Origin of the sequence: Pseudomonas entomophila, from assembly GCF_018417595.1 — a bacterium.
In the GTDB taxonomy this organism is placed as follows: domain Bacteria; phylum Pseudomonadota; class Gammaproteobacteria; order Pseudomonadales; family Pseudomonadaceae; genus Aquipseudomonas; species Aquipseudomonas entomophila_C.
The window spans coordinates 411,005-435,588 of record NZ_CP070982.1 but is presented as its reverse complement, the minus strand read 5'-3'; the positions used below and the strand labels follow the sequence as shown (position 1 = coordinate 435,588).

Genomic DNA, 24,584 nt, shown 5'->3' with positions numbered 1-24,584 from the left:
GAAATGGCTGAGAGGACCCACAGGATCCAACGTCTTACACCGGCCTGCCCCCCTCTAAACCCACGGTTTCACGACACATCCAGCAATTCTCCCCCACTCCTCCTCGCCAGATCTGCGCTTAGGCTGAAACGGGCTCGCCCTATTGACGCGCCGGCCATCCCATCAGAAGCTATACGTAGATAGCGTACAAAATATGGACGCCCTATTCGTTGAACTACCTGCTTTCGAGCGCCACCGCAGCCAATACCTCGACGACACCGATTTCCGCCTGCTGCAACGATTGCTCCTCATGCATCCCCACATCGGTGATGTCATCAAGGGCACAGGTGGTCTCAGGAAAATGCGCTTCGCCAACACAATGCGCCACAAAGGCAAGCGAGGCGGAATCCGGATCATCTACTACTGGTGGTCCACCGGGCAGCAGTTCTGGCTCTTCACGCTCTGCGGCAAGGAAGTCCAGGACGACCTTGACGCCACAGCAGTGCCAAGCGCTGAAACAGCTGCTTGAGCACGAATACCTGATGAGGACGACCAATGCCACGCAACATCTTCACTGAGCTCACCGAAGGCTTCGACGCCCTGGCCGAGGAACGTACCGGCAAGCTGACCTTGCGTTCGCACAAGGTCGCCTTCGAGGAACTGGCCCCCTTGGCCCCGAACGAGCTTACCGACCTGCGCCAGCAGCTCAACATGTCGCGCGCGGTGTTCGCCGCTTACTTGCGTACCAACGTTCGCACCCTTGAAAACTGGGAACAGGGGCGCTCCAAGCCCAACGCCCAGGCCGTGGCCCTTATCCGACTGGTGCAAAAGTACCCGGAAACCGTCGAGCACCTGTCTACTTTGCGGTAGCTCGTCACTCTTGAAAATCATTAGGTCATTTAGACGAAACAAGCTGCATAACGACACCACTCTGCATCTTAATTACGACCGCCGCGCTTCATAAAATGGCCACTAGTCATTTTCTATACTCAGGCTCCGCCCCCTGCGCAGCCTCCCTGGCAAGGTCACCCAATGAACAAGAAAAACCGCCACCCCGCCGACGGCAAGAAACCCATCACCATCTTCGGCCCGGACTTCCCTTTCGCCTTCGATGACTGGCTGGAACACCCGGCCGGCCTGGGCAGCATCCCCAAGGAACGGCATGGCGAGGAAGTGGCGATCGTCGGTGGCGGCATCGCCGGGCTGGTGGCGGCCTACGAACTGATGAAGCTAGGCCTCAAGCCCGTGGTGTACGAGGCCTCCAAACTGGGCGGCCGGCTGCGCTCCCAGGCCTTCAACGGCACCGATGGTATCGTCGCCGAACTGGGCGGCATGCGCTTCCCGGTCTCGTCCACGGCGTTCTACCACTACGTCGACAAGCTGGGCCTTGAGACCAAGCCCTTCCCCAACCCGCTCACCCCCGCCTCGGGCAGCACGGTGATCGACCTGGAGGGCCAGACCTACTACGCCGAGAAGTCCGCCGATCTGCCGCAGCTGTTCCACGAAGTGGCCGACGCCTGGGCCGACGCCCTGGAGAGCGGCGCGCAGTTCGGCGATATCCAGCAGGCCATCCGCGACCGCGATGTGCCACGCCTGAAGGACCTGTGGAACAAGCTGGTGCCACTGTGGGACGACCGCACCTTCTACGACTTCGTCGCCACCTCGCGCTCGTTCGCCAAGCTGAGCTTCCAGCACCGCGAAGTGTTCGGCCAGGTGGGCTTCGGCACCGGTGGCTGGGACTCCGACTTCCCCAACTCGATGCTGGAAATCTTCCGCGTGGTGATGACCAACTGCGACGATCACCAGCACCTGGTGGTGGGCGGTGTCGAGCAGGTACCACAAGGGATCTGGCGCCATGCGCCGGAGCGCTGCGCCCACTGGCCGGCCGGCACCAGCCTGAAAACCCTGCACAGCGGTGCACCACGTGCCGGGGTCAAGCGCATCGCCCGTGCCACCGATGGCCGCCTGGCGGTCACCGACAACTATGGCGACACCCGCCACTATGCGGCGGTGCTCACCACCTGCCAGAGCTGGCTGCTGACCACCCAGATCGACTGCGAGGAATCGCTGTTCTCGCAGAAGATGTGGATGGCCCTGGACCGCACCCGCTACATGCAGTCGTCGAAGACCTTCGTGATGGTCGACCGGCCGTTCTGGAAGGACAAGGACCCGGAGACCGGCCGCGACCTGATGAGCATGACCCTCACCGACCGGCTGACCCGCGGCACCTACCTGTTCGACAACGGCGACGACAAGCCGGGGGTGATCTGCCTGTCCTACGCCTGGATGAGCGACGCCCTGAAGATGCTGCCCCACCCGACGGAAAAGCGCGTGCAGCTGGCCCTCGACGCGCTGAAGAAGATCTACCCGAAGACCGATATCGCCGGGCACATCATCGGCGACCCGATCACCATTTCGTGGGAGGCCGACCCGCACTTCCTCGGCGCCTTCAAGGGCGCGCTGCCGGGCCACTACCGCTACAACCAGCGCATGTACGCGCACTTCATGCAGCAGGACATGCCTGCTGAACAGCGCGGCATCTTCATCGCCGGCGACGACGTGTCGTGGACCCCGGCCTGGGTGGAAGGCGCGGTGCAGACTTCGCTGAATGCGGTGTGGGGTATCATGAACCACTTCGGTGGCCAGACCCACCCGGACAACCCCGGCCCAGGCGATGTGTTCCACGAGATCGGACCGATCGCCCTGGCCGACTGAGCGAAGGAGTAGTGCCATGCGCATCGCCCTGTTCCAGGGTACGCCAGCCCCGCTGGACGTGCCCGGCAACCTCGATCGCCTGCACCACCAGGCCCAGCAGGCTGCCGCCCAGGGCGCGCAGTTACTGGTGTGCCCGGAGATGTTCCTCAGCGGCTACAACATCGGCCCGGACCAGGTAGAGCGCCTGGCCGAGGCCGTCGATGGGCCATCGGCGATGACCGTGGTGGAGATCGCCCAGACGCACCGGATCGCCATCATCTATGGCTACCCGGAGCGTGGCGAGGACGGTGCGATCTACAACAGCGTGCAACTGATCGATGCCCACGGCAGCAGCCTGTGCAACTACCGCAAGACCCACCTGTTCGGTGAGCTCGACCGCTCGATGTTCAGCCCCGGTGCCGACCACTTTCCGGTGGTCGAGCTGAACGGCTGGAAAGTCGGGATGCTGATCTGCTACGACATCGAGTTCCCGGAAAACGCCCGGCGCCTGGCACTTGAGGGCGCCGAGCTGATCCTGGTGCCGACGGCGAACATGGCGCCCTACGACTTCGTCTGCCAGGTGACTGTTCGCTCGCGGGCGCAAGAGAACCAGTGCTACCTGGTGTATGCCAACTATTGCGGTAGCGAGAGCGAGATCCGCTACTGCGGGCAGAGCAGCATCGTCGGGCCGGATGGCGATGTGCTGGCGATGGCGGGGCACGAGGAGTGCCAGTTGCTGGCGGACCTGCAGCGCGAGCGTGTCCTGAACGGACGTGCGGCGTTTCCGTATCTCACCGACCTGCGCCAGGAACTGCACGGGCGCCGGGGCTGACACCCTGTCACGCAGGAGCAGCTTTAGCCGCGATGCAGGTATCGCGGTGTCTGGCGATCGCGGCTAAAGCCGCTCCTACAGAGGTCACGTCAGATCAATGGGATGGCTTTGCCGGTGAACACAGACAACCTCGCCTTGGCGCGCTAGCATGGCGTCATGCCAGACACCCTCCGCCACCTCACCCTCGCCAACGGCCTGCAACTGACCCTGCGCCACGCACCGCGCCTCAAGCGTGCGGCCGCGGCACTGCGGGTGCATGCCGGCAGCCACGATGCCCCGGCGAAATGGCCCGGCCTGGCCCACTTCCTCGAACACCTGTTTTTCCTCGGCACGGCACGCTTCCCGCTGGAAGACGGCCTGATGCGCCATGTCCAGAGCCTGGGTGGCCAGGTCAATGCCAGCACCCGCGAACGCACGACCGACTTCTTCTTCGAGGTGCCGCCCAGCGCCCTGGCCGGTGCGCTCGAGCGCCTGTGCCAGATGCTTGCCGAGCCCGACCTCGGCCGGGACCGCCAGCACCGCGAGCGCGAGGTGATCCATGCCGAATTTATCGCCTGGTCGCGCAACCGCGAAGCACAGCACCAGTTTGCCCTGCTCCAGTCCGTGTCACCACGCCACCCCCTCAGCGGATTCCATGCCGGCAACCGACACAGCCTGCCTTTGCAGGACGGCGCCTTCCAGCGGGCACTGGAACATTTTCATCGGCACTTTTACCAGGGCGGGCAGATCACCCTGAGCCTGGCCGGGCCACAATCATTGGACGCGCTGGAGCAACTCGGCCGGCAATTCGGCGAGCTGTTCGCAGCGGGCGCTCGACACGAGCAGCAAGCGCCACCAGCCTTGCTCGACGGGCCCCTGCGGCCACCCGTGACCCGCGGATCACGCCACGACCTGCTGTTCGCCCATGAGGGCCTGCCCCCCGCCGCGGAGCAGGCGCTGGATCTGCTGCTGGCCATGCTGAATGACAGCCGCCCCGGTGGCTGGCTGGCCGAACTACGTCAACGTGGCTGGCTGCAAGGCTGCCGAACACAGGTGTTGTACGCCTTCTCAGGGCAGTTGCTTTGGCATATCCAGTTGCAACTGTCTCCCAATGCTTCACCACGCACCACGCAGGCCTTGCTGCAGGGCTGGCTGGGCTTCATCCGGCAGCAATCGCTGCAACAGCTGAACAACGCCTACAGCCACCTGCAACAACGCCGCGAACAGGCTGGCAGCGCCCTCGACCTGGCCCGGCGTGACAGTACCGGCCAGCCGTTCCAAGGGCTCGACGAACAGGGCCTGGCAGCGTTCGGCAAGCTCCTGGAGGCCTTGCAACACCAGCGCTCAGGCCGCTGGCAACTGCCGCCCGCAGAACCCTTGCTGGATGCTTCGCCAGCCGCTGGCACCGCTCAACCGCCGCTGGGCCTGTCCATCGACAACAACCTGCCATCCGCGCGACAGTTCGCCGCCCTGTACCTGCGCTGGCACATCCCCTCGCCCCTGCGCCGGCGCTTTCAGGCAGTTCTCGAACGCGCCTTGCAACCGCTGCAGGAGCGCGCCGAGCGGGTGTCGCTACAATTCGCTTTCGGCGCCAGCGGCGAGTACTGGCAACTACGTGTCGCCGGACAACCCGTGGCGGTGATCAGGTGCGCCGAGGAAGCCCTCGGGATCATGCGTGCCCCGGCCACAAAGTACTGGCATGCGCCAGCAGCCGTGCAACCGACGCTGATCCCGATACGCACTCTGCTCACGGCACTCCCGAATGCGTTGCTGCCTGGTGAGACACAAGCTCAGCCATCCTGCCTCCTCGATTCGTCACTGCTCGACGCACTCTGGCAACAGGCCCGCTGGCGCGGCCTGGCGGTTGGTTTCGACGGCGCACAGCTCGACGCACTGGGCGCGGCCTTGGCGAATGTCATGGGGTTGCCCGGCGAAGGGCACCCTCCAGCGGGCGTTCACGGGCGCCAGTGGCGCCAGGTCCCCACCCAAGGCAGCGAACCCGCCCTGCTGCTGTTCTGCCCGCTGCCAGCAGCACTGCATGCCTGCGGCCGCCTGCTTGCACATTTGCTGCAGGGGCCGGTCTACCAACGCCTGCGGGTCGAACTGCAACTGGGGTATGCGGTGTTCAGCGCGTTTCGCCAGGTCGAGGGACACTGCGGCCTGCTGTTTGGCGTGCAGTCACCTCACGCCAGCCATGGGCAGATCCTCGACCACCTGCTCACGCTGCTGAACGATGGCGTGCACCTCGACATCGGTGCCCGCCAACAGCTTGCCGAGCAGTTCGACGAGGCCGCCATGCCAAACGCAGAAGTCGCCGAGTGGGCCTGGCAAGCACATATGGCGACACAAAATCCGGATCTTTGCGAAATGAAGCGGTCTATTCTCTCTGTCGAGCAGCCGCAACTGGATGCCTTGTTGCAGCAATTGCTTGCCGCCGAACACGGTTGGCTGTGCCTGGCCAATGCCGGCGCCCCCGACCACCAGTGGCAGGCAACAGCATTGGATTGTTACTGAGAATGCAATGGCGCTTTTCGAAGAATTAACCTTTCGGTACAAATTTTTCTTGTAAGATAGCGCAATCTCGGTCAATGGAATCGCCAAATACAGGCGATATCCAGCCGTCACCGTTCAACCCAAAACCCATCCGGAAGGAGTCATCCCATGTGGACCAAACCTGCATACACCGACCTGCGTATCGGCTTCGAAGTGACCATGTACTTCGCCAACCGCTAAGCAACAGCGCGGTCAGACGCCTCGGCCTGCCGGGGCGTTGTCGTTTTTCGGATACGGTTTGAGAAGGGTCGCCATGTACATCCAGATTCTCGGTTCCGCCGCCGGTGGCGGGTTCCCCCAGTGGAACTGCAACTGCGTCAACTGCAAGGGTTATCGCGACGGCAGCCTGCGCGCCAGCGCGCGCACCCAGTCGTCCATCGCCCTGTCCGACGACGGCGAGCACTGGATCCTCTGCAACGCCTCGCCGGACATCCGCGCCCAACTGCAGGCATTCGCGCCGATGCAACCGGCCCGCGCCCTGCGTGACACCGGCATCAGCGCCATCGTCCTGCTCGACAGCCAGATCGACCACACCACCGGCCTGCTCAGCCTGCGTGAGGGCTGCCCGCATCAGGTATGGTGCACCGACATGGTCCATCAGGACCTGACCACGGGCTTCCCGCTGTTCAACATGCTCAGCCACTGGAACGGTGGACTGGTGTGGAACCGCATCGAGCTGGAAGGCAGCTTTGTCATCGAGGCCTGCCCGAACCTCAGGTTCACTCCCTTCCCCCTGCGCAGCGCCGCACCGCCCTACTCGCCGCACCGTTTCGACCCGCATCCGGGCGACAACCTGGGGCTGCTGGTGGAAGACACCCGCACCGGCGGCAAGCTGTTCTATGCCCCGGGCCTGGGCCAGGTCGACGACAAGCTGCTGCAGATGATGGGCGACGCCGACTGCCTGCTGGTCGACGGCACCCTGTGGGAGGATGATGAAATGCAACGCCGCGGTGTCGGCACCCGTACCGGCCGCGAGATGGGCCATCTGGCGCAGAACGGACCGGGCGGCATGCTCGAGGTGCTGGATGGCTTCCCGCGCCAGCGCAAGGTGCTCATCCATATCAACAACACCAACCCGATTCTCGATGAGGACTCCCCCGAGCGTACGGAAGTGATCCGCCGCGGGGTGGAAGTCGCCTTCGATGGCATGAGCATCGAGCTGTGAGTGCTGGCCACAGGAGTCCGCTTGATGAATGACACCGCACCAATGTCACCTGCCGAGTTCGAGCAGGCCCTGCGCGCCAAGGGCGCCTTCTACCACATCCACCACCCCTACCACGTGGCGATGTATGAAGGCCGCGCCACCCGGGAGCAGATCCAGGGCTGGGTGGCGAACCGCTTCTACTACCAGGTGAACATCCCGATGAAGGATGCGGCGATCCTGGCCAACTGCCCGGACCGCGAGGTCCGTCGCGAGTGGGTCCAGCGCCTGCTCGACCATGACGGCGCCCCGGGCGAGGACGGTGGCATCGAAGCCTGGCTGCGTCTCGGCCAGGCCGTTGGCCTGGACCCGGGCCAGCTACGCAGCCAGGAGCTGGTACTGCCCGGCGTGCGCTTCGCCGTCGACGCCTACGTCAACTTCGCCCGCCGCGCCAGCTGGCAGGAGGCCGCCAGCAGCTCGCTGACCGAACTGTTCGCCCCGCAGATCCACCAGTCGCGCCTGGACAGCTGGCCGCAGCATTACCCGTGGATCGACCCGGCCGGCTACGAGTACTTCCGCACACGCCTGGGCCAGGCCCGTCGCGATGTCGAGCACGGCCTGGCGATCACCCTGGCGCACTACACCACCCGCGAGGGCCAGGAGCGCATGCTGGAGATCCTGCAGTTCAAGCTGGATATCCTCTGGAGCATGCTCGATGCCATGAGCATGGCCTATGAACTGAACCGCCCGCCCTATCACAGCGTCACCAACGAGCGGGTCTGGCACAAGGGGATCGCCCTATGAGTTTCGACCGTCAACAGGTGCCCAGCTGGCGCCCCGGCTACCGCTTCCAGTACGAGCCGGCGCAGAAGGGCCATGTGTTGCTGTACCCCGAAGGCATGATCAAGCTCAACGACAGCGCCGGCCTGATCGGCGGGCTGATCGACGGGCAGCGCAGCGTCGCGGCGATCATCGATGAGCTGCAGCGGCAATTCCCCGGTGTGCCCGAAGTCGCCGACGACATCGAGCAATTCATGGAGGTGGCCCGTGCCGAACACTGGATCACCCTCGCCTGAGGTGCCGGTCGGCCTGCCGCTGTGGCTGCTGGCCGAGCTCACCTACCGCTGCCCGCTGCAGTGCCCGTACTGCTCCAACCCGCTGGATTTCGCCGAGCAGGGCAAGGAGCTGACCACCGAGCAGTGGTTCAAGGTGATGGCCGAGGCCCGCGAGATGGGCGCCGCGCAAATCGGTTTCTCCGGTGGCGAACCGCTGGTGCGCCAGGACCTCGCCGAACTGATCGGCGAAGCCCGCCGCCTGGGTTACTACACCAACCTGATCACCTCCGGCATCGGCCTGACCGAACAGAAAATCACCGCGTTCAAGCAGGCCGGGCTGGACCATATCCAGATCAGCTTCCAGGCCAGCGACGAACAGGTGAACAACCTGCTGGCCGGGTCGAAGAAGGCCTTCGCGCAGAAGCTGGAAATGGCCAGGGCGGTGAAAGCCCATGGCTATCCGATGGTGCTGAACTTCGTCACCCACCGGCACAACATCGACAAGATCGACCGCATCATCGAGCTGTGCATCGCGCTCGAAGCCGATTTCGTCGAGCTCGCCACCTGCCAGTTCTACGGCTGGGCGCACCTCAACCGCCTGGGCCTGCTACCGACCCGCGCGCAGCTTGAGCGAGCCGAGCGCATCACCAACGAGTACCGTGCCAAGCTCAAGGCCGAAGGTAGCCCGTGCAAGCTGATCTTCGTCACCCCGGACTACTACGAAGAGCGCCCCAAAGCCTGCATGAACGGCTGGGGCAGCCTGTTCCTGACCATCACCCCGGACGGCACCGCGCTGCCCTGCCATGGTGCGCGGCAGCTGCCGGTGCAGTTCCCCAACGTGCGCGACCTCGACCTGCGACACATCTGGTACGACTCGTTTGGCTTCAACCGCTTCCGCGGCTATGAATGGATGCCCGAGCCGTGCCGCTCGTGCGACGAGAAGGAGAAGGACTTCGGCGGCTGCCGCTGCCAGGCCTTCATGCTCACCGGCGACGCCAGCAAGGCAGACCCGGTGTGTGGCAAGTCACCGGACCACGGCATCATCCTCAAGGCACGCGAGGAAGCCGAACAGGCGACACTGGAGATCGAACAGATGACCTTCCGCAACGAGCGCAATTCCCATGTCATCGCCCGCGGCTGAGTTCAGCGCCGCCCAGGCGGTGGCCGCCGGCACTGACTTCGCCGAACTCAAGGTCAGCGAGCACGGCCTGTTCTGGAACGAGTTCCGCCCGGCCGATGGCGCCTGTCGGATCTGGCATTGGCGCGATCAGCAGGCGCGCTGCCTGACGCCGGACGGGTTCAGCATACGCAGCCGGGTCTATGAATATGGCGGCGGCAGCTTCTGCCTGGCGGGCGACGCGGTGCTGTTCGTCAACGAAAAGGACCAGCAGGTCTACCGCCAGGCGCTGGATGGCTCGATGCCACATCCAGTGACCCATGACGAGCAGTGCCGCTATGGTGATGTGCAGTGGCATGACGGGATGCTGCTGGCGGTCGAGGAAGGCCACGGCGAACGCGTCGAGCATCGCCTGGTTGCCTTCGAGGAAGGTCGCCGCGCAGTTCTCGCCGAAGGTGCGGATTTCTACACCTCTCCCACATTGAGCGACGATGGCCGACGCCTGGCCTGGATCGAGTGGGACCGCCCGGCACAACCCTGGACGGCAACCCGCTTGATGTGTCGTGAGCGGGAGACTGACGGCGCATGGGGCGCAGCGCGCTGTATCGCCGGGCTCGACGAGTCGCTGCAGCAACCTCGTTTCGATGCCGATGGCCGCCTGTATTGCCTCTCCGATCGTCACGGCTTCTGGCAACCCTGGGGCGAAGTAGGCAAGCACTGGCAAGCCCTGCCCGCCACCCCCGCCGACCATGCCGGAGCCCCTTGGCAAATGGGCGCCAGCACCTGGCTGGCACTTGGGCCCGGGCATTACCTGGCCAGTTGGTTCGAAGATGGCTTCGGGCAGTTGGGCCTGCGCGACACAGACGGTGAAGTGGAACGTTTCGCCAGCGCCTATACCCGGTTCCGCAGCCTGGCGATGGACAGCGGGTACATCTATGCCATCGCGGCATCGCCGATCAGCCCTCCCGCGGTAATTGCCATCAACCGTGGCAACCACGAGGTACGCGTCCTGGCAGGCGGCGCAGAGGTACTGCCCAGCGGGTCGATCAGCCTTCCCCAATCCATCCGCTACAACAGCGGCGATGGGCAAGCCTATGGTTTCTTCTACCCCGCCATCGACAAAAAAAACCCACCACCACTGGTGGTATTCATCCACGGCGGGCCGACGTCGGCCTGCTATCCGGTGCTGGATACGCGCATCCAGTATTGGACCCAGCGCGGCTTTGCCGTCGCCGACCTCAACTACCGGGGCAGCAGCTGCTACGGGCGCGCCTACCGCCAGGCCTTGCACCTGCGCTGGGGTGAAAGTGACGTGGCGGATGCCTGTGCCGCGGTCGCTCATCTTGCCGGGCAGGGGCTGGCCGACGCCGGCCAGGCGTTCATTCGCGGCGGCAGCGCCGGCGGCTACACCACGCTGTGCGCCCTCGCCTTCCACGATGTGTTCCGCGCCGGGGCCAGCCTGTATGGCGTGAGTGATCCGCTGGCGCTGGGGCGGGCGACCCACAAGTTCGAGGGCGACTACCTCGACTGGCTGATCGGCGACCCGGAGCGGGATGCCGAACGCTATCGCCAGCGCACGCCATTGCTGCATGCCGAACGGATTCGGGTGCCGGTGATCTTCTTCCAGGGTGAGCTGGACGCAGTGGTGGTACCGGAGCAGACGCGCAGCATGCTGGAGGCGCTGAAAGCCAACGGTATCGAGGCCGAGGGGCATTTCTATGCGGGTGAGCGGCATGGATTCCGCCAGGCGGAGAACCTGGCACATGCGCTGGAGGAGGAGTGGAAGTTCTATTGCCGGGTGCTTGGCCGGTAAACACCAGCGCAGCCGACCCGGCTTCGCCAGCAAGGCTGGCTCCTGCAGGGATTGCGCAGTTCCTGTGGGAGCGGGTTTACCCGCGAAGCGGCCGACGCGGTGCCCACATCCATAAACAAAAACGCCCCCGGCCTTTCGACCGGGGGCGTTTTCAGTTCAGCCTGAAACTAATCAGTTCTTGGCTTTCTTGGCAGCGCGGGTACGCTCGCCTTCGTCGAGGATCTTCTTGCGCAGACGGATCGACTTAGGGGTGACTTCGCACAGCTCGTCGTCCTGGATGAATTCCAGGGCCTGCTCGAGAGTGTGGCGAACCGGCGGAACCAGGGCGATGACTTCGTCCTTGCCCGAAGCACGCATGTTGTCGAGCTTCTTGCCTTTGGTCGGGTTCACGCCCAGGTCGTTGTCACGGCTGTTCAGGCCGATGATCTGGCCGTTGTAGATGTCCTGGCCGTGTTCGATGAACAGCTTGCCGCGCGCCTGCAGGGTTTCCAGCGAGTAGGTCAGCGCCTTGCCGGTCTCGATCGAAACCAGAACACCGTTCAGGCGGCCGGACATGGTGCCTGGCTTCATGGTGTCGTAGCGATCGAAGATCGAGGTCAGGATGCCGGCACCGTTGGTCAGGGTCAGGAACTGGTTACGGAAACCGATCAGACCGCGAGCCGGTACGTTGTACTCCAGACGCACACGGCCTTTGCCATCCGGCGCCATGTTGGTCAGGTCGCCCTTACGCAGGCCCATCTCTTCCATGACCTTGCCCTGGGATTCTTCAGGGATGTCGATGGTGACGTTCTCGAACGGCTCCTGCTTGACGCCGTTCACTTCGCGGATGATCACTTCAGGACGGCCAACGGCCATCTCGAAGCCTTCGCGACGCATGGTTTCGATCAGTACCGACAGGTGCAGCTCACCACGGCCGGAAACCTTGAACTTGTCAGCCGAGTCGCCTTCTTCAACGCGCAGAGCAACGTTGTACAGCAGCTCTTTGTCCAGACGCTCCTTGATGTTGCGGGAGGTCACGAACTTGCCTTCCTTGCCGCAGAACGGCGAGTCGTTGACCTGGAAGGTCATCGAAACGGTTGGTTCGTCGACGGTCAGGGGCTTCATCGCCTCGACGTTGTTCATGTCGCACAGGGTGTCGGAAATGAACAGCTCGTCGAAACCGCTGATGCAGACGATGTCGCCAGCCTGGGCTTCTTCGACGTCGACGCGGTGCAGGCCGTGGTGGCCCATCAGCTTGAGGATACGGCCGTTACGCTTCTTGCCGTCGACATCGATGGCGACAACCGGAGTGTTCGGCTTGATGCGACCACGGGCGATACGGCCAACGCCGATAACGCCGAGGAAGCTGTTGTAGTCCAGTGCGGAGATCTGCATCTGGAACGGGCCATCGACGTCAACGCTTGGCGCTGGCACGTTGTCGACGATCGACTGGTACAGCGGGGTCATGTCTTCGGCCATGGCGGTGTGGTCCAGACCGGCGATGCCGTTCAGGGCCGAGGCGTAGACAACCTGGAAGTCCAGCTGGTCGTCGGTGGCGCCGAGGTTGTCGAACAGGTCGAAGATCTGGTCCAGAACCCAGTCAGGACGCGCGCCCGGACGGTCGACCTTGTTGATCACGACGATCGGCTTCAGGCCAGCTTCGAAAGCCTTCTTCGTCACGAAGCGGGTTTGCGGCATCGGGCCGTCCTGGGCGTCGACCAGCAGCAGCACGGAGTCGACCATCGACATTACACGCTCAACCTCGCCACCGAAGTCGGCGTGGCCGGGGGTGTCGACGATGTTGATGTGGTAGCCGTTCCAGTTGATGGCGGTGTTTTTCGCCAGGATGGTAATGCCGCGCTCTTTTTCCTGGTCGTTGGAGTCCATGACGCGCTCGTCGTTGAGCTCGTTACGCTCCAGGGTGCCGGACTGGCGCAGGAGTTTGTCGACCAGGGTGGTTTTACCATGGTCAACGTGGGCGATGATGGCGATGTTACGCAGATTTTCGATCACAACTGTATCTCGATCAGAGGATTCGGTTGCCACCAGTTTAGGTGGCCAATATGTACGGTTTGAGGCTCAGCGGGCCCGGTGGTCGGGAGGGCGATGGCGGATGCTGCCGCCATACAGCCCTGGCGTCTTATGTCGGACGATAAACACGCACATTGGCATGTCCCTCACTGAGCAGGTGGTGTGCGTGCAGACGGCTCATCACACCCTTGTCGCAATACAGCAAGTACTGGCGCGTAGGGTCCAGGTGCTTGAACTTGCTGTTGATCGCATAGAACGGCATGGCCTGGACTTCGATACCGGCCAGTGCCAGAGGCTCGTCTTCCTGGGCATCGGGGTGACGAATGTCGATGACGATCTGACCGGGCAGCGCCTCGGCCACTTCCTCGACTTCGATGTCCTTGCCCAACTCATCGATCACGTGGTCGATGGAAATGAACTTGGCGCGCTCCAGGGCACGCTCCAGCACTTCCATCTCGAATTGTTTCTCTTCGTGCTCCATGCGGTGACGCTTGGCATGGGTGGTCGGGTTCACCGAGATCACGCCGCAGTACTCAGGCATGTGCTTGGCGAAGTCGGCGGTGCCGATTTCGGTGGCCTGGTCGATGATGTCCTGCTTGTGGCTGGCCAGCAGCGGGCGCAGCACCAGCTTTTCGGTGGCCGAGTCGATGATCGACAGGTTGGGCAGGGTCTGGCTGGAAACCTGGGAGATCGCCTCGCCGGTGACCAGGGCATCGATTTCCAGGCGGTCGGCCATGCGTGCGGCCGCGCGCAGCATCATGCGCTTGAGCGTCACGCCCATGTAGCTGTTGTCGACCTTGTTGAGAATCTCGCCGACCACTTCTTCGAACGGCACGCTGATGAACAGTACGCGCTGGCTGCTGCCGTACTTCTTCCACAGGAAGTGGGCCACTTCCATCACGCCCAGTTCGTGGGCGCGGCCACCGAGATTGAAGAAGCAGAAGTGGGTCATCAGGCCGCGACGCATCATCTGGTAGGCCGCCACGGTGGAGTCGAAGCCACCGGACATCAGCACCAGCGTTTGCTCCAGCGCACCCAGCGGGTAGCCGCCGATGCCGTTGTGCTGGTTGTGGATCACGTACAGGCGCTGGTCGCGGATCTCGATGCGCACCAGCACTTCGGGCTGCTTCAGCTCGATGCCGGCGGCACCGCACTGCTGGCGCAACTGGCTGCCGACGTAGCGGTCGACATCCATCGAGGTGAAGTCGTGGTGGCCGCCGCGCTTGCAGCGCACGGCGAAGTGCTTGCCGGCCAGCAGGTGGCCGAAGTGGTGCTTGCACTTGGCGACGATGTCGTCGAAGTCGCCCAGCGGGTACTCCTCGACCTGCAGGAAGTGGGCGATACCCGGGGTGCAGGTGAGGCGCTCGATCATTTCGCGCTGGACCTTCTCGTCCTCGACGCGGGTGACCACCTCGAGGTTGTCCCAGACACCATCAACCGCGAGCTCGGGATCCAGGTCCTTGAGCACGTTGCGGATGTTCTTGGCGAGCTGGCGGATGAAGCGCTTGCGCACCGGCCGGCTCTTGATGGTGATCTCTGGGAAGACTTTGACGATAAGTTTCATTGGTTTAACAGCGCGCGCAGGGCCTGCCGAAAATGAGGGGCGCGAATTATAGCGGAAATTGCTCAAGGTTTGAGCAACTTTTGTACAGAAGGTTCGAGGAAGGTTTGTGCAGTGCCTGTCACGGCCCATTCGCGGGCAAGCCCGCTCCCACAGATGACTCCCCAGCCCCAAGAACGACACCGAACCCTGTGGGAGCGGGCTTGCCCGCGAATGGGCCGTACAAATCAGCGCAACACCTAGTAGCGCACCATGTTGGTGCAAAACCTCACGACTACGCCCCTTATACGTGCACATTTCCAAGGCACAGCTACGCTAAATGCCCGTCAACGCCGGGTTTTATCCCGGCCTCGCCATTTTTGGGCACTGGCATGCAATTTGCTCCCTTGTGAGGCAGGTAAGCTTGGCCGACTATCCGCGCCCAGCGACACCCTTTTTCCAGGGCAGCGGCCAACCGCGCCCTAGACCATCCGGAGGACAACATGTCGAAGTCGGTTCAACTCATCAAAGATCATGACGTCAAGTGGATTGATCTGCGTTTCACGGACACCAAAGGCAAGCAGCACCACGTCACCATGCCGGCTCGCGATGCGCTGGAAGACGACTTCTTCGAAATCGGCAAGATGTTCGACGGCTCGTCGATCGAAGGCTGGAAAGGCATCGAAGCCTCCGACATGATCCTGCTGCCGGATGACGCCTCCGCCGTGCTGGACCCGTTCACCGAAGAGCCGACCCTGATCCTGGTCTGCGACGTGATCGAGCCGTCCACCATGCAGGGCTACGACCGCGACCCACGCGCCATCGCCAAGCGTGCCGAAGAGTACCTGAAGACCACCGGTATCGGTGACACCGTCTTCGTCGGCCCGGAGCCTGAGTTCTTCATCTTCGACCAGGTCAAGTTCAAGTCGGACATCTCCGGCTCGATGTTCAAGATCTACTCCGAGCAAGGCTCCTGGATGACCGACCAGGACGTCGAAGGCGGCAACAAGGGCCACCGCCCAGCCGTCAAAGGCGGCTACTTCCCGGTTCCGCCGTGCGACCACGACCACGAAATCCGTACCGCCATGTGCAACGCCATGGAAGAGATGGGCCTGGTCATCGAAGTCCACCACCACGAAGTGGCGACTGCCGGCCAGAACGAGATCGGTGTGAAGTTCAACACCCTGGTCACCAAGGCTGACGAAGTCCAGACCCTCAAGTACTGCGTGCACAACGTGGCTGATGCCTACGGCAAGACCGCCACCTTCATGCCGAAGCCGCTGTACGGCGACAACGGTTCGGGCATGCACGTGCACATGTCGATCTCCAAAGACGGCAAGAATACCTTCTCGGGCGAAGGCTATGCCGGCCTGTCCGATACCGCCCTGTACTTCATCGGCGGCATCATCAAGCATGGCAAGGCCCTGAACGGCTTCACCAACCCGGCCACCAACTCCTACAAGCGTCTGGTACCTGGCTTCGAAGCCCCGGTAATGCTGGCCTACTCGGCTCGCAACCGCTCGGCCTCGATCCGTATCCCTTACGTTTCCAGCCCGAAAGCCCGCCGTATCGAAGCGCGCTTCCCGGACCCGGCGGCCAACCCGTACCTGTGCTTCGCCGCCCTGCTGATGGCCGGCCTGGACGGTATCCAGAACAAGATCCACCCAGGCGATGCCGCCGACAAGAACCTGTACGACCTGCCGCCTGAAGAGGCCAAAGAAATCCCGCAGGTTTGCGGCAGCCTGAAAGAAGCCCTGGAAGAGCTGGACAAGGGCCGTGCGTTCCTGACCAAGGGCGGCGTGTTCTCCGACGACTTCATCGATGCCTACATCGAGCTGAAGTCGGAAGAAGAGATCAAGGTCCGCACCTTCGTTCACCCGCTGGAATACGACCTGTACTACAGCGTTTGATGTAGCCGACGCCTGGCGTCGCCGACATCGATCTGAAACGGCCTCCCTCGGGAGGCCGTTTCTATTTGCACAACGGCAAGACAGGACTAAACCTATTGCCGCCTTCGAACCTATACAGAGACTTCAGTCTCCATCTATCTCAGGAGACCGCCATGCGTATCCCCCTTGCCCTGACCTGGTGCATTGCCTTGTCCGGCTGCGCCACCCCACCACCTCCCTCCCCTGCACTTGGCCACCTGCTCGACACCATCGATCGGCGCCTGGACCTGGCCGAGACAGTCGCCCTGCACAAGTGGGACCAGCGCCAGGCGGTTCAGGCCAGCGCCCGCGAAGAACAAGTGCTGGCCAGTGCACGCCAGGCTGCACCTGCTCATCAGCTTGATCCGGTGCGCGCTGCAGCGTTCTTCGCCGACCAGATGGAGGCCAATAAACTGCTGCAGTATCAGCTGCTCGACAGCTGGCACCTCGCACGGCAAGCGCCCAGCCTCGCCCGACGGGACCTCGGCAATGAGGTGCGCCCCGAACTGGACCGACTGCAAGAGCAACTGCTCGCCGCCCTTGCCCGCTTCGACCAGGCGATGCCACGCGACTGCGCCACTCAGCTGGCCGACGCCCTGCAACAGCGCACGCACAACCCGGTTCGTCACCTTGCCTTGGTCCGCGCCAGCGGCCAGCTGTGCAAAACGCCGTGACCGCTCTATGCTCCATATTGGTGCACGATCAGATCGAGCGCCCCATCATGCACCCCAATATGGGTCACAAGAATCGATAAACCAGGGCTTTCTGGTCTGTATTTGCGCATAACCAGGGCTTTATCCGGATATTCCGCTTCTTTTCGGAGCCTTGGTTTGGTTCTTGCATTTTCACAGCATCCAGCACGTTATCCGTGCGCGCCCCTGGCCAGCCTCGGGGCGCCCATGTGCCAAAAGAGGTCAACGACGCCTTATGACCATCAGCGATGCACAGCACCGTCTGCTCCTGGACAACCTGACCACGGCCACGCTCCTGCTCAACGCCGAGCTGCGCCTTGAGTACATGAATCCGGCCGCGGAAATGCTCCTGGCCGTCAGCGGCCAGCGCAGCCATGGGCAGTTCATCAGCGAGCTGTTCACCGAATCGACCGAGGCGCTCAATTCACTGCGCCAGGCGGTCGAGCAGGCGCATCCATTCACCAAGCGCGAAGCCCAGTTGACCTCGCTGACCGGTCAGACCATCACCGTCGACTACGCCGTCACCCCCATCCTGCATCAGGGCCAGACCTTGCTGCTGCTCGAAGTCCACCCCCGTGATCGCCTGCTGCGCATCACCAAGGAAGAAGCCCAGCTGAGCAAGCAGGAAACCACCAAGATGCTGGTGCGCGGCCTGGCCCACGAGATCAAGAACCCGCTGGGCGGGATCCGTGGCGCGGCGCAGTTGCTGGCCCGAGAGCTCCCTGAAGACGACCTGCGCGACTACACCAACGTGATCATCGAGGAAGCCGACCGCCTGCGTAACCTGGTCGACCGCATGCTCGGTTCGAACAAGCTGCCGTCGCTGGCCATGACCAACATCCACGAAGTGCTCGAGCGGGTATGCAGCCTGGTCGAAGCCGAAAGCCAGGGCTGCATCACGTTGGTGCGCGACTACGACCCGAGCCTGCCGGACGTGCTGATCGACCGCGAACAGATGATCCAGGCCGTGCTCAACATCGTGCGCAACGCCATGCAGGCCATCGGCAGCCAGAACGAGCTGCGCCTGGGGCGTATTGCGCTGCGCAGCCGCGCGGTGCGCCAGTTCACCATCGGCCATGTGCGCCACCGCCTGGTGGCCCGGGTCGAGATCGTCGACAACGGCCCGGGCATTCCCCCGGAGCTGCAGGACACCCTCTTCTACCCCATGGTCAGCGGCCGCCCGGACGGTACCGGGCTGGGCCTGGCCATCACCCAGAACATCATCAGCCAGCACCAGGGCCTGATCGAGTGTGAAAGCCACCCCGGCCATACCGCCTTCTCGATCTACCTGCCCCTGGAACAAGGAGCCACCGTCCCATGAGCCGAAGTGAAACCGTCTGGATCGTCGATGATGATCGCTCCATCCGCTGGGTCCTGGAGAAGGCCCTGCAGCAGGAGGGGATGACCACCCAGAGCTTCGACAGCGCCGATGGTGTCATGGGCCGCCTGGCCCGCCAGCAACCGGACGTGATCATTTCCGACATCCGCATGCCGGGGGCCAGCGGCCTCGACCTGCTGGCGCAGATCCGCGAGCAGCACCCGCGCCTGCCGGTGATCATCATGACCGCCCACTCCGACCTGGACAGCGCCGTGGCCTCCTATCAAGGCGGCGCCTTCGAGTACCTGCCCAAGCCGTTCGACGTCGACGAGGCGGTGTCGCTGGTCAAGCGCGCCAACCAGCACGCCCAGGAGCAGCAGGCGCTGGACGTGCCGCAAGCCCTGGCCCGCACCCCCGAGATCATCGGCGAGGCGCCGGCGATGCAGGAGGTGTTCCGCGCCATCGGCCGCCTCAGCCACTCCAACATCACCGTGCTGATCAATGGCGAGTCTGGCACCGGCAAAGAGCTGGTGGCCCACGCCCTGCACCGCCACAGCCCACGCGCGGCATCGCCGTTCATCGCCCTGAACATGGCGGCGATCCCCAAGGACCTGATGGAATCCGAGTTGTTCGGCCATGAGAAAGGCGCCTTCACCGGCGCCGCCAACCTGCGCCGTGGCCGTTTCGAGCAGGCCGACGGCGGCACGCTGTTCCTCGACGAGATCGGCGACATGCCCGCCGACACCCAGACCCGGCTGCTGCGGGTGCTGGCCGATGGCGAGTTCTACCGGGTCGGCGGCCATGTGCCGGTGAAGGTGGACGTACGCATCATCGCCGCCACCCACCAGAACCTCGAGTCGCTGGTACAGGCCGGCAAGTTCCGCGAAGACCTGTTCCACCGCCTCAACGTGATCCGCATCCATATCCCGCGCCTGGCTGACCGGCGCGAAGACATTCCGGCCCTGGCCCGCCATTTCCTCGGTCGCGCCGCCCAGGAGCTGGCGGTCGAGCCCAAGCTGCTCAAACCGGAAACCGAGGAGTTCATCCGCAACCTGCCGTGGCCGGGCAACGTGCGCCAGCTGGAGAACACCTGCCGCTGGATCACCGTGATGGCATCCAGCCGCGAAGTGCTGGTCGGCGACCTGCCGCCGGAACTGCTCAACCTGCCCCAGGACGCCGCGCCGGTGACCAACTGGGAGCAGGCCTTGCGCCAGTGGGCCGACCAGGCCCTGGCCCGTGGCCAGTCGAGCCTGCTCGACAGCGCCGTGCCCAGCTTCGAGCGAATCATGATCGAGACAGCGCTCAAGCACACCGCAGGGCGGCGCCGTGACGCGGCGGTGCTGCTGGGCTGGGGGCGCAATACCCTGACGCGCAAGATCAAGGAGCTGGGGATGAAGGTCGATGGCGGGGATGATGATGAGGGCGAAGATCATTAAGCCCTGACTGCCTGAACTGACGCATTCGCGGGCAAGCCCGCTCCCACAGGCTCAACGCGGCTTCAAATAGCCGCGGTCATCCTGTGGGAGCGGGCTTGCCCGCGAATGCGTTGCTGAGGTCCGTCTTGTCTTGCCCGCCATGCACCGAACTTGTGCCGCCTGCACCGTGCGAAGGCAAAAAAAACCGTAGATTCTGGCAAAACCGTCATCACCCCTAGTATTCACTGGATTGGGGAAACTTGGCACAACCCCTGCAATAGACACCGTATCTCCAGTTTCGGGGGCCTCGGTACAGGCAGGCCGGGATACCCCCTCTTTACTTCGCCCTCGCGCAAGTTTCGGGGACCCTGGTACAGGCAGGCCGGGACATCCCCTCTTTTATTCGTGCAGCCTCACCTGCACCCGCCAGCGCCCCTCGTCCTCTGCAACGGTCCACTCACCGTGCAGGGGGCGGGCGGCCACCACGCTCAGCACCAGCCCCTCTTCGCTTTTCTGCAGGCGCCAGCCCACCGGCTTGCCCTGCATCGTCAGCTGGCCGCGCTGGGCCTTGCCCTGGGCCTCGAACACCACCGCCACGGTGCCTTCGACATTCTCACCGTGCAGCTTGGGTTCCTCGTTGAACCACAGGTCGAGGCCGTCCTGCACCACCATTACCTGCTCCAGCACCCGCTCCTCGGGCGTGGTCAGGCGGCCGATCATCAGGCCGACCATCAGCCCGACAATGGCCAGGGACAGGATCACCCGCGGGAAGGCCTTCGAACGCAGGTCCGGTTCGAGGGTAGAATGCTCGTCATCTTCACGCCTGGAGCCGTGCATGTTTCACGTCATCCTTTTTCAACCAGAAATTCCGCCGAACACCGGCAACATCATCCGCCTCTGCGCCAACAGCGGCTGCGCCCTGCACCTGATCGAGCCCATCAGCTTCGAACTGGACGACAAGCGCCTGCGCCGGGCAGGGCTGGATTACCACGAGTATGCCACGCTCAAGCGCCACGAGAGCCTGGCCAGCTGCCTGGAAAGCCTGGGCAATCCGCGGCTGTTCGCCTTTACCACCAAGGGCTCGCACCCGTTCCACGAGGTCGCCTACCAACCCGGTGATGCCTTCCTGTTCGGCCCCGAGAGTCGCGGCCTGCCAGCGGAAGTGCTGGACAGCTTGCCGGCAGAGCAGCGCCTGCGCCTGCCGATGCGCCCGGGCTGCCGCAGCTTGAACCTGTCCAACACCGTGGCGGTGACGGTCTATGAAGCGTGGCGGCAGCAGGGGTTTGCCGGGAGTTGATGCGTTGATCGCACTGGCCCTTTCGCGGGTAAACCCGCTCCCACAGATATCGGGAGCCTGTGGGAGCGGGTTTACCCGCGAAGGGGCCGGGGCAGGCGATACACCATGAAAAAGGCGACCGTGAAGGTCGCCTTTTTCATTTGCCGCAGAAATTACTGAACAGTCGGCACTTCACCCGCTTCCTGCATGCGCTGCATCTCTTGCGCGTACAGGGCGTCGAAGTTGACCGGCGACAGCATCAGAGCCGGGAACGAACCACGGGTCACCAGGCTGTCCAGGGTTTCACGGGCGTACGGGAACAGGATGTTCGGGCAGAACGCGCCGAGGGTGTGGCTCATGGAAGCGGCGTCGAGGTTGGCGATCAGGAAGATGCCGGCTTGCTGCACTTCGGCGATGAAGGCCACTTCGTCACCGTTCTTGACGGTCACCGACAGGGTCAGCACCACTTCGTGGAAGTCACCTTCCAGGGCTTTCTGGCGGGTGTTCAGGTCCAGCGAAACGCTCGGCTCCCACTGCTGGCGGAAGATCTGCGGGCTTTTCGGGGCCTCGAACGACAGATCACGCACGTAGATGCGCTGCAGGGAGAATTGTGGGGCGTTGGCGTCAGTGGCGCCGTTGGTCTGTTGCTCGGTCATGGCAGATCCTTTTCCTAATGTTCTTGAATGCAGTGCGAATCAGGCCGCCAGCAGCGCGTCGAGCTTGCCCGCGCGCTCCAGGGCATAGAGGTCATCGCATCCACCGACGTGCGTGCTGCCGATCCAGATCTGCGGCACCGAGGTGCGCCCGGCCTTCTGGCTCATTTCGGCGCGAACCTGGGGTTTGCCGTCGACCTTGATCTCCTCGAACGCCACGCCCTTGCTCTCGAGCAGGTACTTGGCGCGCATGCAGTAGGGGCAGTAGTCGCTGGAATAGACGATGACGGGCTTCATATCACTTCACCAGGGGCAGGTTATCGGCTTTCCAGCTGGAAACGCCACCGCTGAGCTTGGCGGCGGTGAAACCAGCCTTGAGCAGCTCGCGGCACAGGGTGCCGGACTGCTGGCCCATCGCGTCGACGACGATCAGGGTCTTGTCTTTGTGCTTTTCCAGCTCGCTCATGCGGCTGGCCACTTTGTCCTGCGGAATGTTCAGCGCACCGACGATATGCCCGGCCGAATACTCCTTCGAGGGGCGAATATCGATCACCACGGCCTTCTCCGAATTGACCAGGGCGGTCAGCTGGCCGTTGCTCAGGCTCTGGCCGCCACGGCGGACTTCGTTGATCAGCAGCAGGATCAGCAGGACGACGAAGATCGCCACCAGGATGAAGTGATCTGTCGCGAATTGAATCAGGTGAGCAACCATCAGGGGTGTTCCAGGCGATTGAAAATGGCGGCCAGTATACACAGCCCCCCATGACCGCCAAAGCCCACCGGGCCGGCCGGAAAACCACCTTCATGTTCCATATCCGACCGCGCTGGTCGGGCAAGGGGAGGAATATTCGCCGCCGCTGGCGGATTTGCCCTAAAATGCGTGTCTTTATCATCTTTGAACAACCGTGAGTTTGATTGATGACGAGTACGCCTAAACCCCTGGTCCTGATCATCCTGGATGGCTTCGGTCACAGCGAAAGCCCCGAATACAACGCCATCTTCGCCGCCAACACACCGGTCTACGACCGCCTGCGCGCCACCCAGCCGCACGGTTTGATCTCCGGTTCCGGCATGGACGTGGGCCTGCCCGACGGGCAGATGGGCAACTCCGAAGTCGGTCACATGAACCTCGGCGCCGGCCGCGTGGTGTACCAGGACTTCACCCGGGTGACCAAGGCCATCCGTGACGGCGAGTTCTTCGAAAACCCGGTGCTCACCGGCGCGGTGGACAAGGCGGCCAGTGCCGGCAAGGCCGTGCACATCCTCGGCCTGCTCTCCGACGGCGGCGTGCACAGCCACCAGGACCACCTGATCGCCATGGCCGAACTGGCCGCGCAGCGCGGCGCCGAGAAGATCTACCTGCACGCCTTCCTCGACGGCCGCGACACGCCGCCGCGCAGCGCCCAGTCCTCCATCGAACTGCTCGACGCCACCTTCGCCAAGCTCGGCAAGGGCCGCATCGCCAGCCTGATCGGCCGCTACTACGCCATGGACCGCGACAACCGCTGGGACCGCGTCAGCGCCGCCTACAACCTGATCGTCGACAGCGCCGCCGAATACACCGCCGACAACGCCCTTGCCGGCCTGCAAGCCGCCTACGCCCGCGAGGAGAACGACGAGTTCGTCAAGGCCACGCGCATTGGCGAAGCCGTCAAGGTAGAGGATGGCGACGCGGTCATCTTCATGAACTTCCGCGCCGACCGCGCCCGCGAGCTGTCGCGCGCGTTCGTCGAAGCGGACTTCAACGAATTCCCACGCGCACGCCTGCCCAAGCTGGCGGCGTACATCGGCCTGACCCAGTATTCGGCGAAAATCCCGGCGCCTGCCGCATTTGCTCCGTCCAGCTTGGACAACGTTCTCGGCGAATACCTGGCGAAGAACGGCAAGACCCAGCTGCGCATCGCCGAAACCGAAAAATACGCGCATGTCACGTTCTTCTTCTCCGGTGGCCGCGAAGAGCCGTTCGAAGGCGAAGAGCGCATCCTGATCCCGTCGCCGAAGGTCGCCACCTACGACCTGCAGCCGGAAATGAACGCTCCGCAAGTGACCGACCGCATCGTCGAAGCCATCGAGCAGCAGCGCTTTGACGTGATCGTGGTCAACTACGCCAACGGCGACATGGTCGGCCATACCGGCGTATTCGAAGCGGCGGTCAAAGCCGTCGAAGCCCTGGACAGTTGTGTCGGGCGCATCGTCGAGGCGCTGGGCAAGGTGGGCGGCGAAGCGCTGATCACCGCCGACCACGGCAACGTCGAGCAGATGGAAGACGAATGTACCGGCCAGGCGCACACCGCCCATACCAGCGAGCCGGTGCCGTTCATCTATGTCGGCAAGCGCAGCGTCAAGGTCCGCGAAGGCGGCGTACTGGCGGATGTAGCACCGACCATGCTCAAGCTGCTGGGGCTGGAGAAGCCTGCGGAAATGACCGGTACGTCCATTCTGGTTGACGCTTGATCCGTGTTTCGGGGTCGCTTTGCGACCCCAAAACACATGAATTCCAGACCAACGCCCCGCCGCACACGCCGCGGGGCGTTTTTTTTGCAGGCCCACGCGGGCATACTAGGCCAGTCTCCATCCCCGGTACGCCAA

22 protein-coding genes and 1 pseudogene are annotated in these 24,584 nt (G+C 63.5%); 17 read left to right on the top strand and 6 right to left on the bottom strand.

The features are described 5' to 3' along the window. Positions 1 to 193 precede the first annotated feature (193 nt). The 11 genes and pseudogenes from JYG34_RS01865 (at position 194) to JYG34_RS01815 (ending at position 11,163) form a co-directional block, all read left to right on the top strand. A pseudogene (locus JYG34_RS01865) lies at positions 194 to 557 on the top strand (toxin). Next, positions 535 to 849, top strand: a complete 315-nt coding sequence (locus JYG34_RS01860; RefSeq protein WP_011531819.1) for a helix-turn-helix domain-containing protein — start codon at positions 535 to 537, stop codon at positions 847 to 849. Before JYG34_RS01865 ends, JYG34_RS01860 begins: the two are co-directional and overlap by 23 nt. A 162-nt stretch (positions 850 to 1,011) precedes the next feature. Beyond that, positions 1,012 to 2,694, top strand: a complete 1,683-nt coding sequence (locus tag JYG34_RS01855; protein WP_213659280.1) for a flavin monoamine oxidase family protein — start codon at positions 1,012 to 1,014, stop codon at positions 2,692 to 2,694. A 16-nt stretch (positions 2,695 to 2,710) separates the two neighbouring features. Then, entirely contained in the window at positions 2,711 to 3,505 is a 795-nt protein-coding gene (locus JYG34_RS01850; protein ID WP_213659279.1) for a carbon-nitrogen hydrolase family protein, read from the top strand. A gap of 156 nt (positions 3,506 to 3,661) precedes the next feature. Further along, entirely contained in the window at positions 3,662 to 5,998 is a 2,337-nt protein-coding gene (pqqF, locus tag JYG34_RS01845; protein WP_213659278.1) for a pyrroloquinoline quinone biosynthesis protein PqqF, read from the top strand. 147 nt (positions 5,999 to 6,145) lie between these two features. Next, positions 6,146 to 6,217 (top strand): pyrroloquinoline quinone precursor peptide PqqA, encoded by a 72-nt coding sequence (gene pqqA, locus JYG34_RS01840; RefSeq protein WP_003243383.1) that lies wholly within the window; start codon positions 6,146 to 6,148, stop codon positions 6,215 to 6,217. A gap of 73 nt (positions 6,218 to 6,290) precedes the next feature. Continuing rightward, positions 6,291 to 7,202, top strand: coding sequence for a pyrroloquinoline quinone biosynthesis protein PqqB (gene pqqB / locus JYG34_RS01835; protein ID WP_213659277.1), 912 nt, complete (start codon positions 6,291 to 6,293; stop codon positions 7,200 to 7,202). A gap of 24 nt (positions 7,203 to 7,226) precedes the next feature. Continuing rightward, the gene (gene pqqC / locus JYG34_RS01830; RefSeq protein WP_213659276.1) at positions 7,227 to 7,982 is read left to right on the top strand and encodes a pyrroloquinoline-quinone synthase PqqC; all 756 of its coding nucleotides are present in this window, start codon (positions 7,227 to 7,229) and stop codon (positions 7,980 to 7,982) included. After that, the gene (pqqD, locus tag JYG34_RS01825) at positions 7,979 to 8,254 is read left to right on the top strand and encodes a pyrroloquinoline quinone biosynthesis peptide chaperone PqqD (RefSeq protein WP_213659275.1); all 276 of its coding nucleotides are present in this window, start codon (positions 7,979 to 7,981) and stop codon (positions 8,252 to 8,254) included. The genes pqqC and pqqD overlap by 4 nt, the downstream gene beginning before the upstream one ends. Beyond that, entirely contained in the window at positions 8,226 to 9,374 is a 1,149-nt protein-coding gene (gene pqqE / locus JYG34_RS01820; protein ID WP_213659274.1) for a pyrroloquinoline quinone biosynthesis protein PqqE, read from the top strand. Before pqqD ends, pqqE begins: the two co-directional genes overlap by 29 nt. Next, positions 9,355 to 11,163 carry a S9 family peptidase gene (locus tag JYG34_RS01815; RefSeq protein ID WP_213659273.1) on the top strand — a complete coding sequence of 603 codons (1,809 nt, stop codon included), beginning with the start codon at positions 9,355 to 9,357 and terminating at the stop codon, positions 11,161 to 11,163. The genes pqqE and JYG34_RS01815 overlap by 20 nt, the downstream gene beginning before the upstream one ends. A 171-nt stretch (positions 11,164 to 11,334) precedes the next feature. Here JYG34_RS01815 and typA read toward each other — a convergent pair whose 3' ends face one another. Together typA and thiI are read right to left on the bottom strand one after the other, a co-directional pair. Continuing rightward, positions 11,335 to 13,155 (bottom strand): translational GTPase TypA, encoded by a 1,821-nt coding sequence (gene typA / locus JYG34_RS01810; protein ID WP_213659272.1) that lies wholly within the window; start codon positions 13,153 to 13,155, stop codon positions 11,335 to 11,337. Positions 13,156 to 13,282: 127 nt separating this feature from the next. Next, positions 13,283 to 14,737 carry a tRNA uracil 4-sulfurtransferase ThiI gene (thiI, locus tag JYG34_RS01805; RefSeq protein ID WP_213659271.1) on the bottom strand — a complete coding sequence of 485 codons (1,455 nt, stop codon included), beginning with the start codon at positions 14,735 to 14,737 and terminating at the stop codon, positions 13,283 to 13,285. A 479-nt stretch (positions 14,738 to 15,216) separates the two neighbouring features. Here thiI and glnA point away from each other — a divergent pair, with 479 nt between their 5' ends. The 4 genes from glnA (at position 15,217) to ntrC (ending at position 20,087) form a co-directional block, all read left to right on the top strand. Beyond that, entirely contained in the window at positions 15,217 to 16,623 is a 1,407-nt protein-coding gene (gene glnA / locus JYG34_RS01800) for a glutamate--ammonia ligase (protein ID WP_011531808.1), read from the top strand. Positions 16,624 to 16,775: 152 nt separating this feature from the next. Then, positions 16,776 to 17,315 (top strand): gamma subclass chorismate mutase AroQ, encoded by a 540-nt coding sequence (gene aroQ, locus JYG34_RS01795; protein ID WP_213659270.1) that lies wholly within the window; start codon positions 16,776 to 16,778, stop codon positions 17,313 to 17,315. Positions 17,316 to 17,568: 253 nt separating this feature from the next. Beyond that, a complete protein-coding gene (glnL, locus tag JYG34_RS01790; RefSeq protein ID WP_213659269.1) occupies positions 17,569 to 18,654 on the top strand; it encodes a nitrogen regulation protein NR(II) in 1,086 nt (361 codons plus the stop codon). After that, positions 18,651 to 20,087: a nitrogen regulation protein NR(I) gene (gene ntrC / locus JYG34_RS01785; RefSeq protein WP_011531805.1), complete on the top strand. Its 1,437-nt coding sequence runs from the start codon at positions 18,651 to 18,653 to the stop codon at positions 20,085 to 20,087. The genes glnL and ntrC overlap by 4 nt, the downstream gene beginning before the upstream one ends. A 378-nt stretch (positions 20,088 to 20,465) precedes the next feature. Here the strand turns inward: ntrC and JYG34_RS01780 are convergent, their stop codons facing one another. Then, positions 20,466 to 20,903: a hypothetical protein gene (locus tag JYG34_RS01780; RefSeq protein ID WP_213659268.1), complete on the bottom strand. Its 438-nt coding sequence runs from the start codon at positions 20,901 to 20,903 to the stop codon at positions 20,466 to 20,468. On the opposite strand from JYG34_RS01780, the gene trmL reads away from it, so the two are divergent. After that, positions 20,902 to 21,363: a tRNA (uridine(34)/cytosine(34)/5-carboxymethylaminomethyluridine(34)-2'-O)-methyltransferase TrmL gene (gene trmL, locus JYG34_RS01775; RefSeq protein ID WP_213659267.1), complete on the top strand. Its 462-nt coding sequence runs from the start codon at positions 20,902 to 20,904 to the stop codon at positions 21,361 to 21,363. The genes JYG34_RS01780 and trmL overlap by 2 nt on opposite strands. Before the next feature lie 152 nt (positions 21,364 to 21,515). Here the strand turns inward: trmL and secB are convergent, their stop codons facing one another. The 3 genes from secB to JYG34_RS01760 are packed head-to-tail and all read right to left on the bottom strand — an operon-like array spanning position 21,516 to position 22,707. Beyond that, positions 21,516 to 21,998 (bottom strand): protein-export chaperone SecB, encoded by a 483-nt coding sequence (gene secB / locus JYG34_RS01770; protein ID WP_011531802.1) that lies wholly within the window; start codon positions 21,996 to 21,998, stop codon positions 21,516 to 21,518. A gap of 39 nt (positions 21,999 to 22,037) precedes the next feature. After that, positions 22,038 to 22,292, bottom strand: a complete 255-nt coding sequence (grxC, locus tag JYG34_RS01765; protein WP_003249204.1) for a glutaredoxin 3 — start codon at positions 22,290 to 22,292, stop codon at positions 22,038 to 22,040. 1 nt (position 22,293) lies between these two features. Beyond that, complete coding sequence (locus tag JYG34_RS01760; RefSeq protein WP_213659266.1) at positions 22,294 to 22,707, bottom strand: rhodanese-like domain-containing protein; 414 nt, start codon at positions 22,705 to 22,707, stop codon at positions 22,294 to 22,296. Between the two features lie 206 nt (positions 22,708 to 22,913). Between JYG34_RS01760 and gpmI the strand changes: the two genes are divergently transcribed. After that, on the top strand, positions 22,914 to 24,449 hold the full coding sequence (gene gpmI, locus JYG34_RS01755) for a 2,3-bisphosphoglycerate-independent phosphoglycerate mutase (RefSeq protein ID WP_213659265.1): 1,536 nt from the start codon (positions 22,914 to 22,916) through the stop codon (positions 24,447 to 24,449). The last annotated feature ends 135 nt before the right edge of the window (positions 24,450 to 24,584 follow it).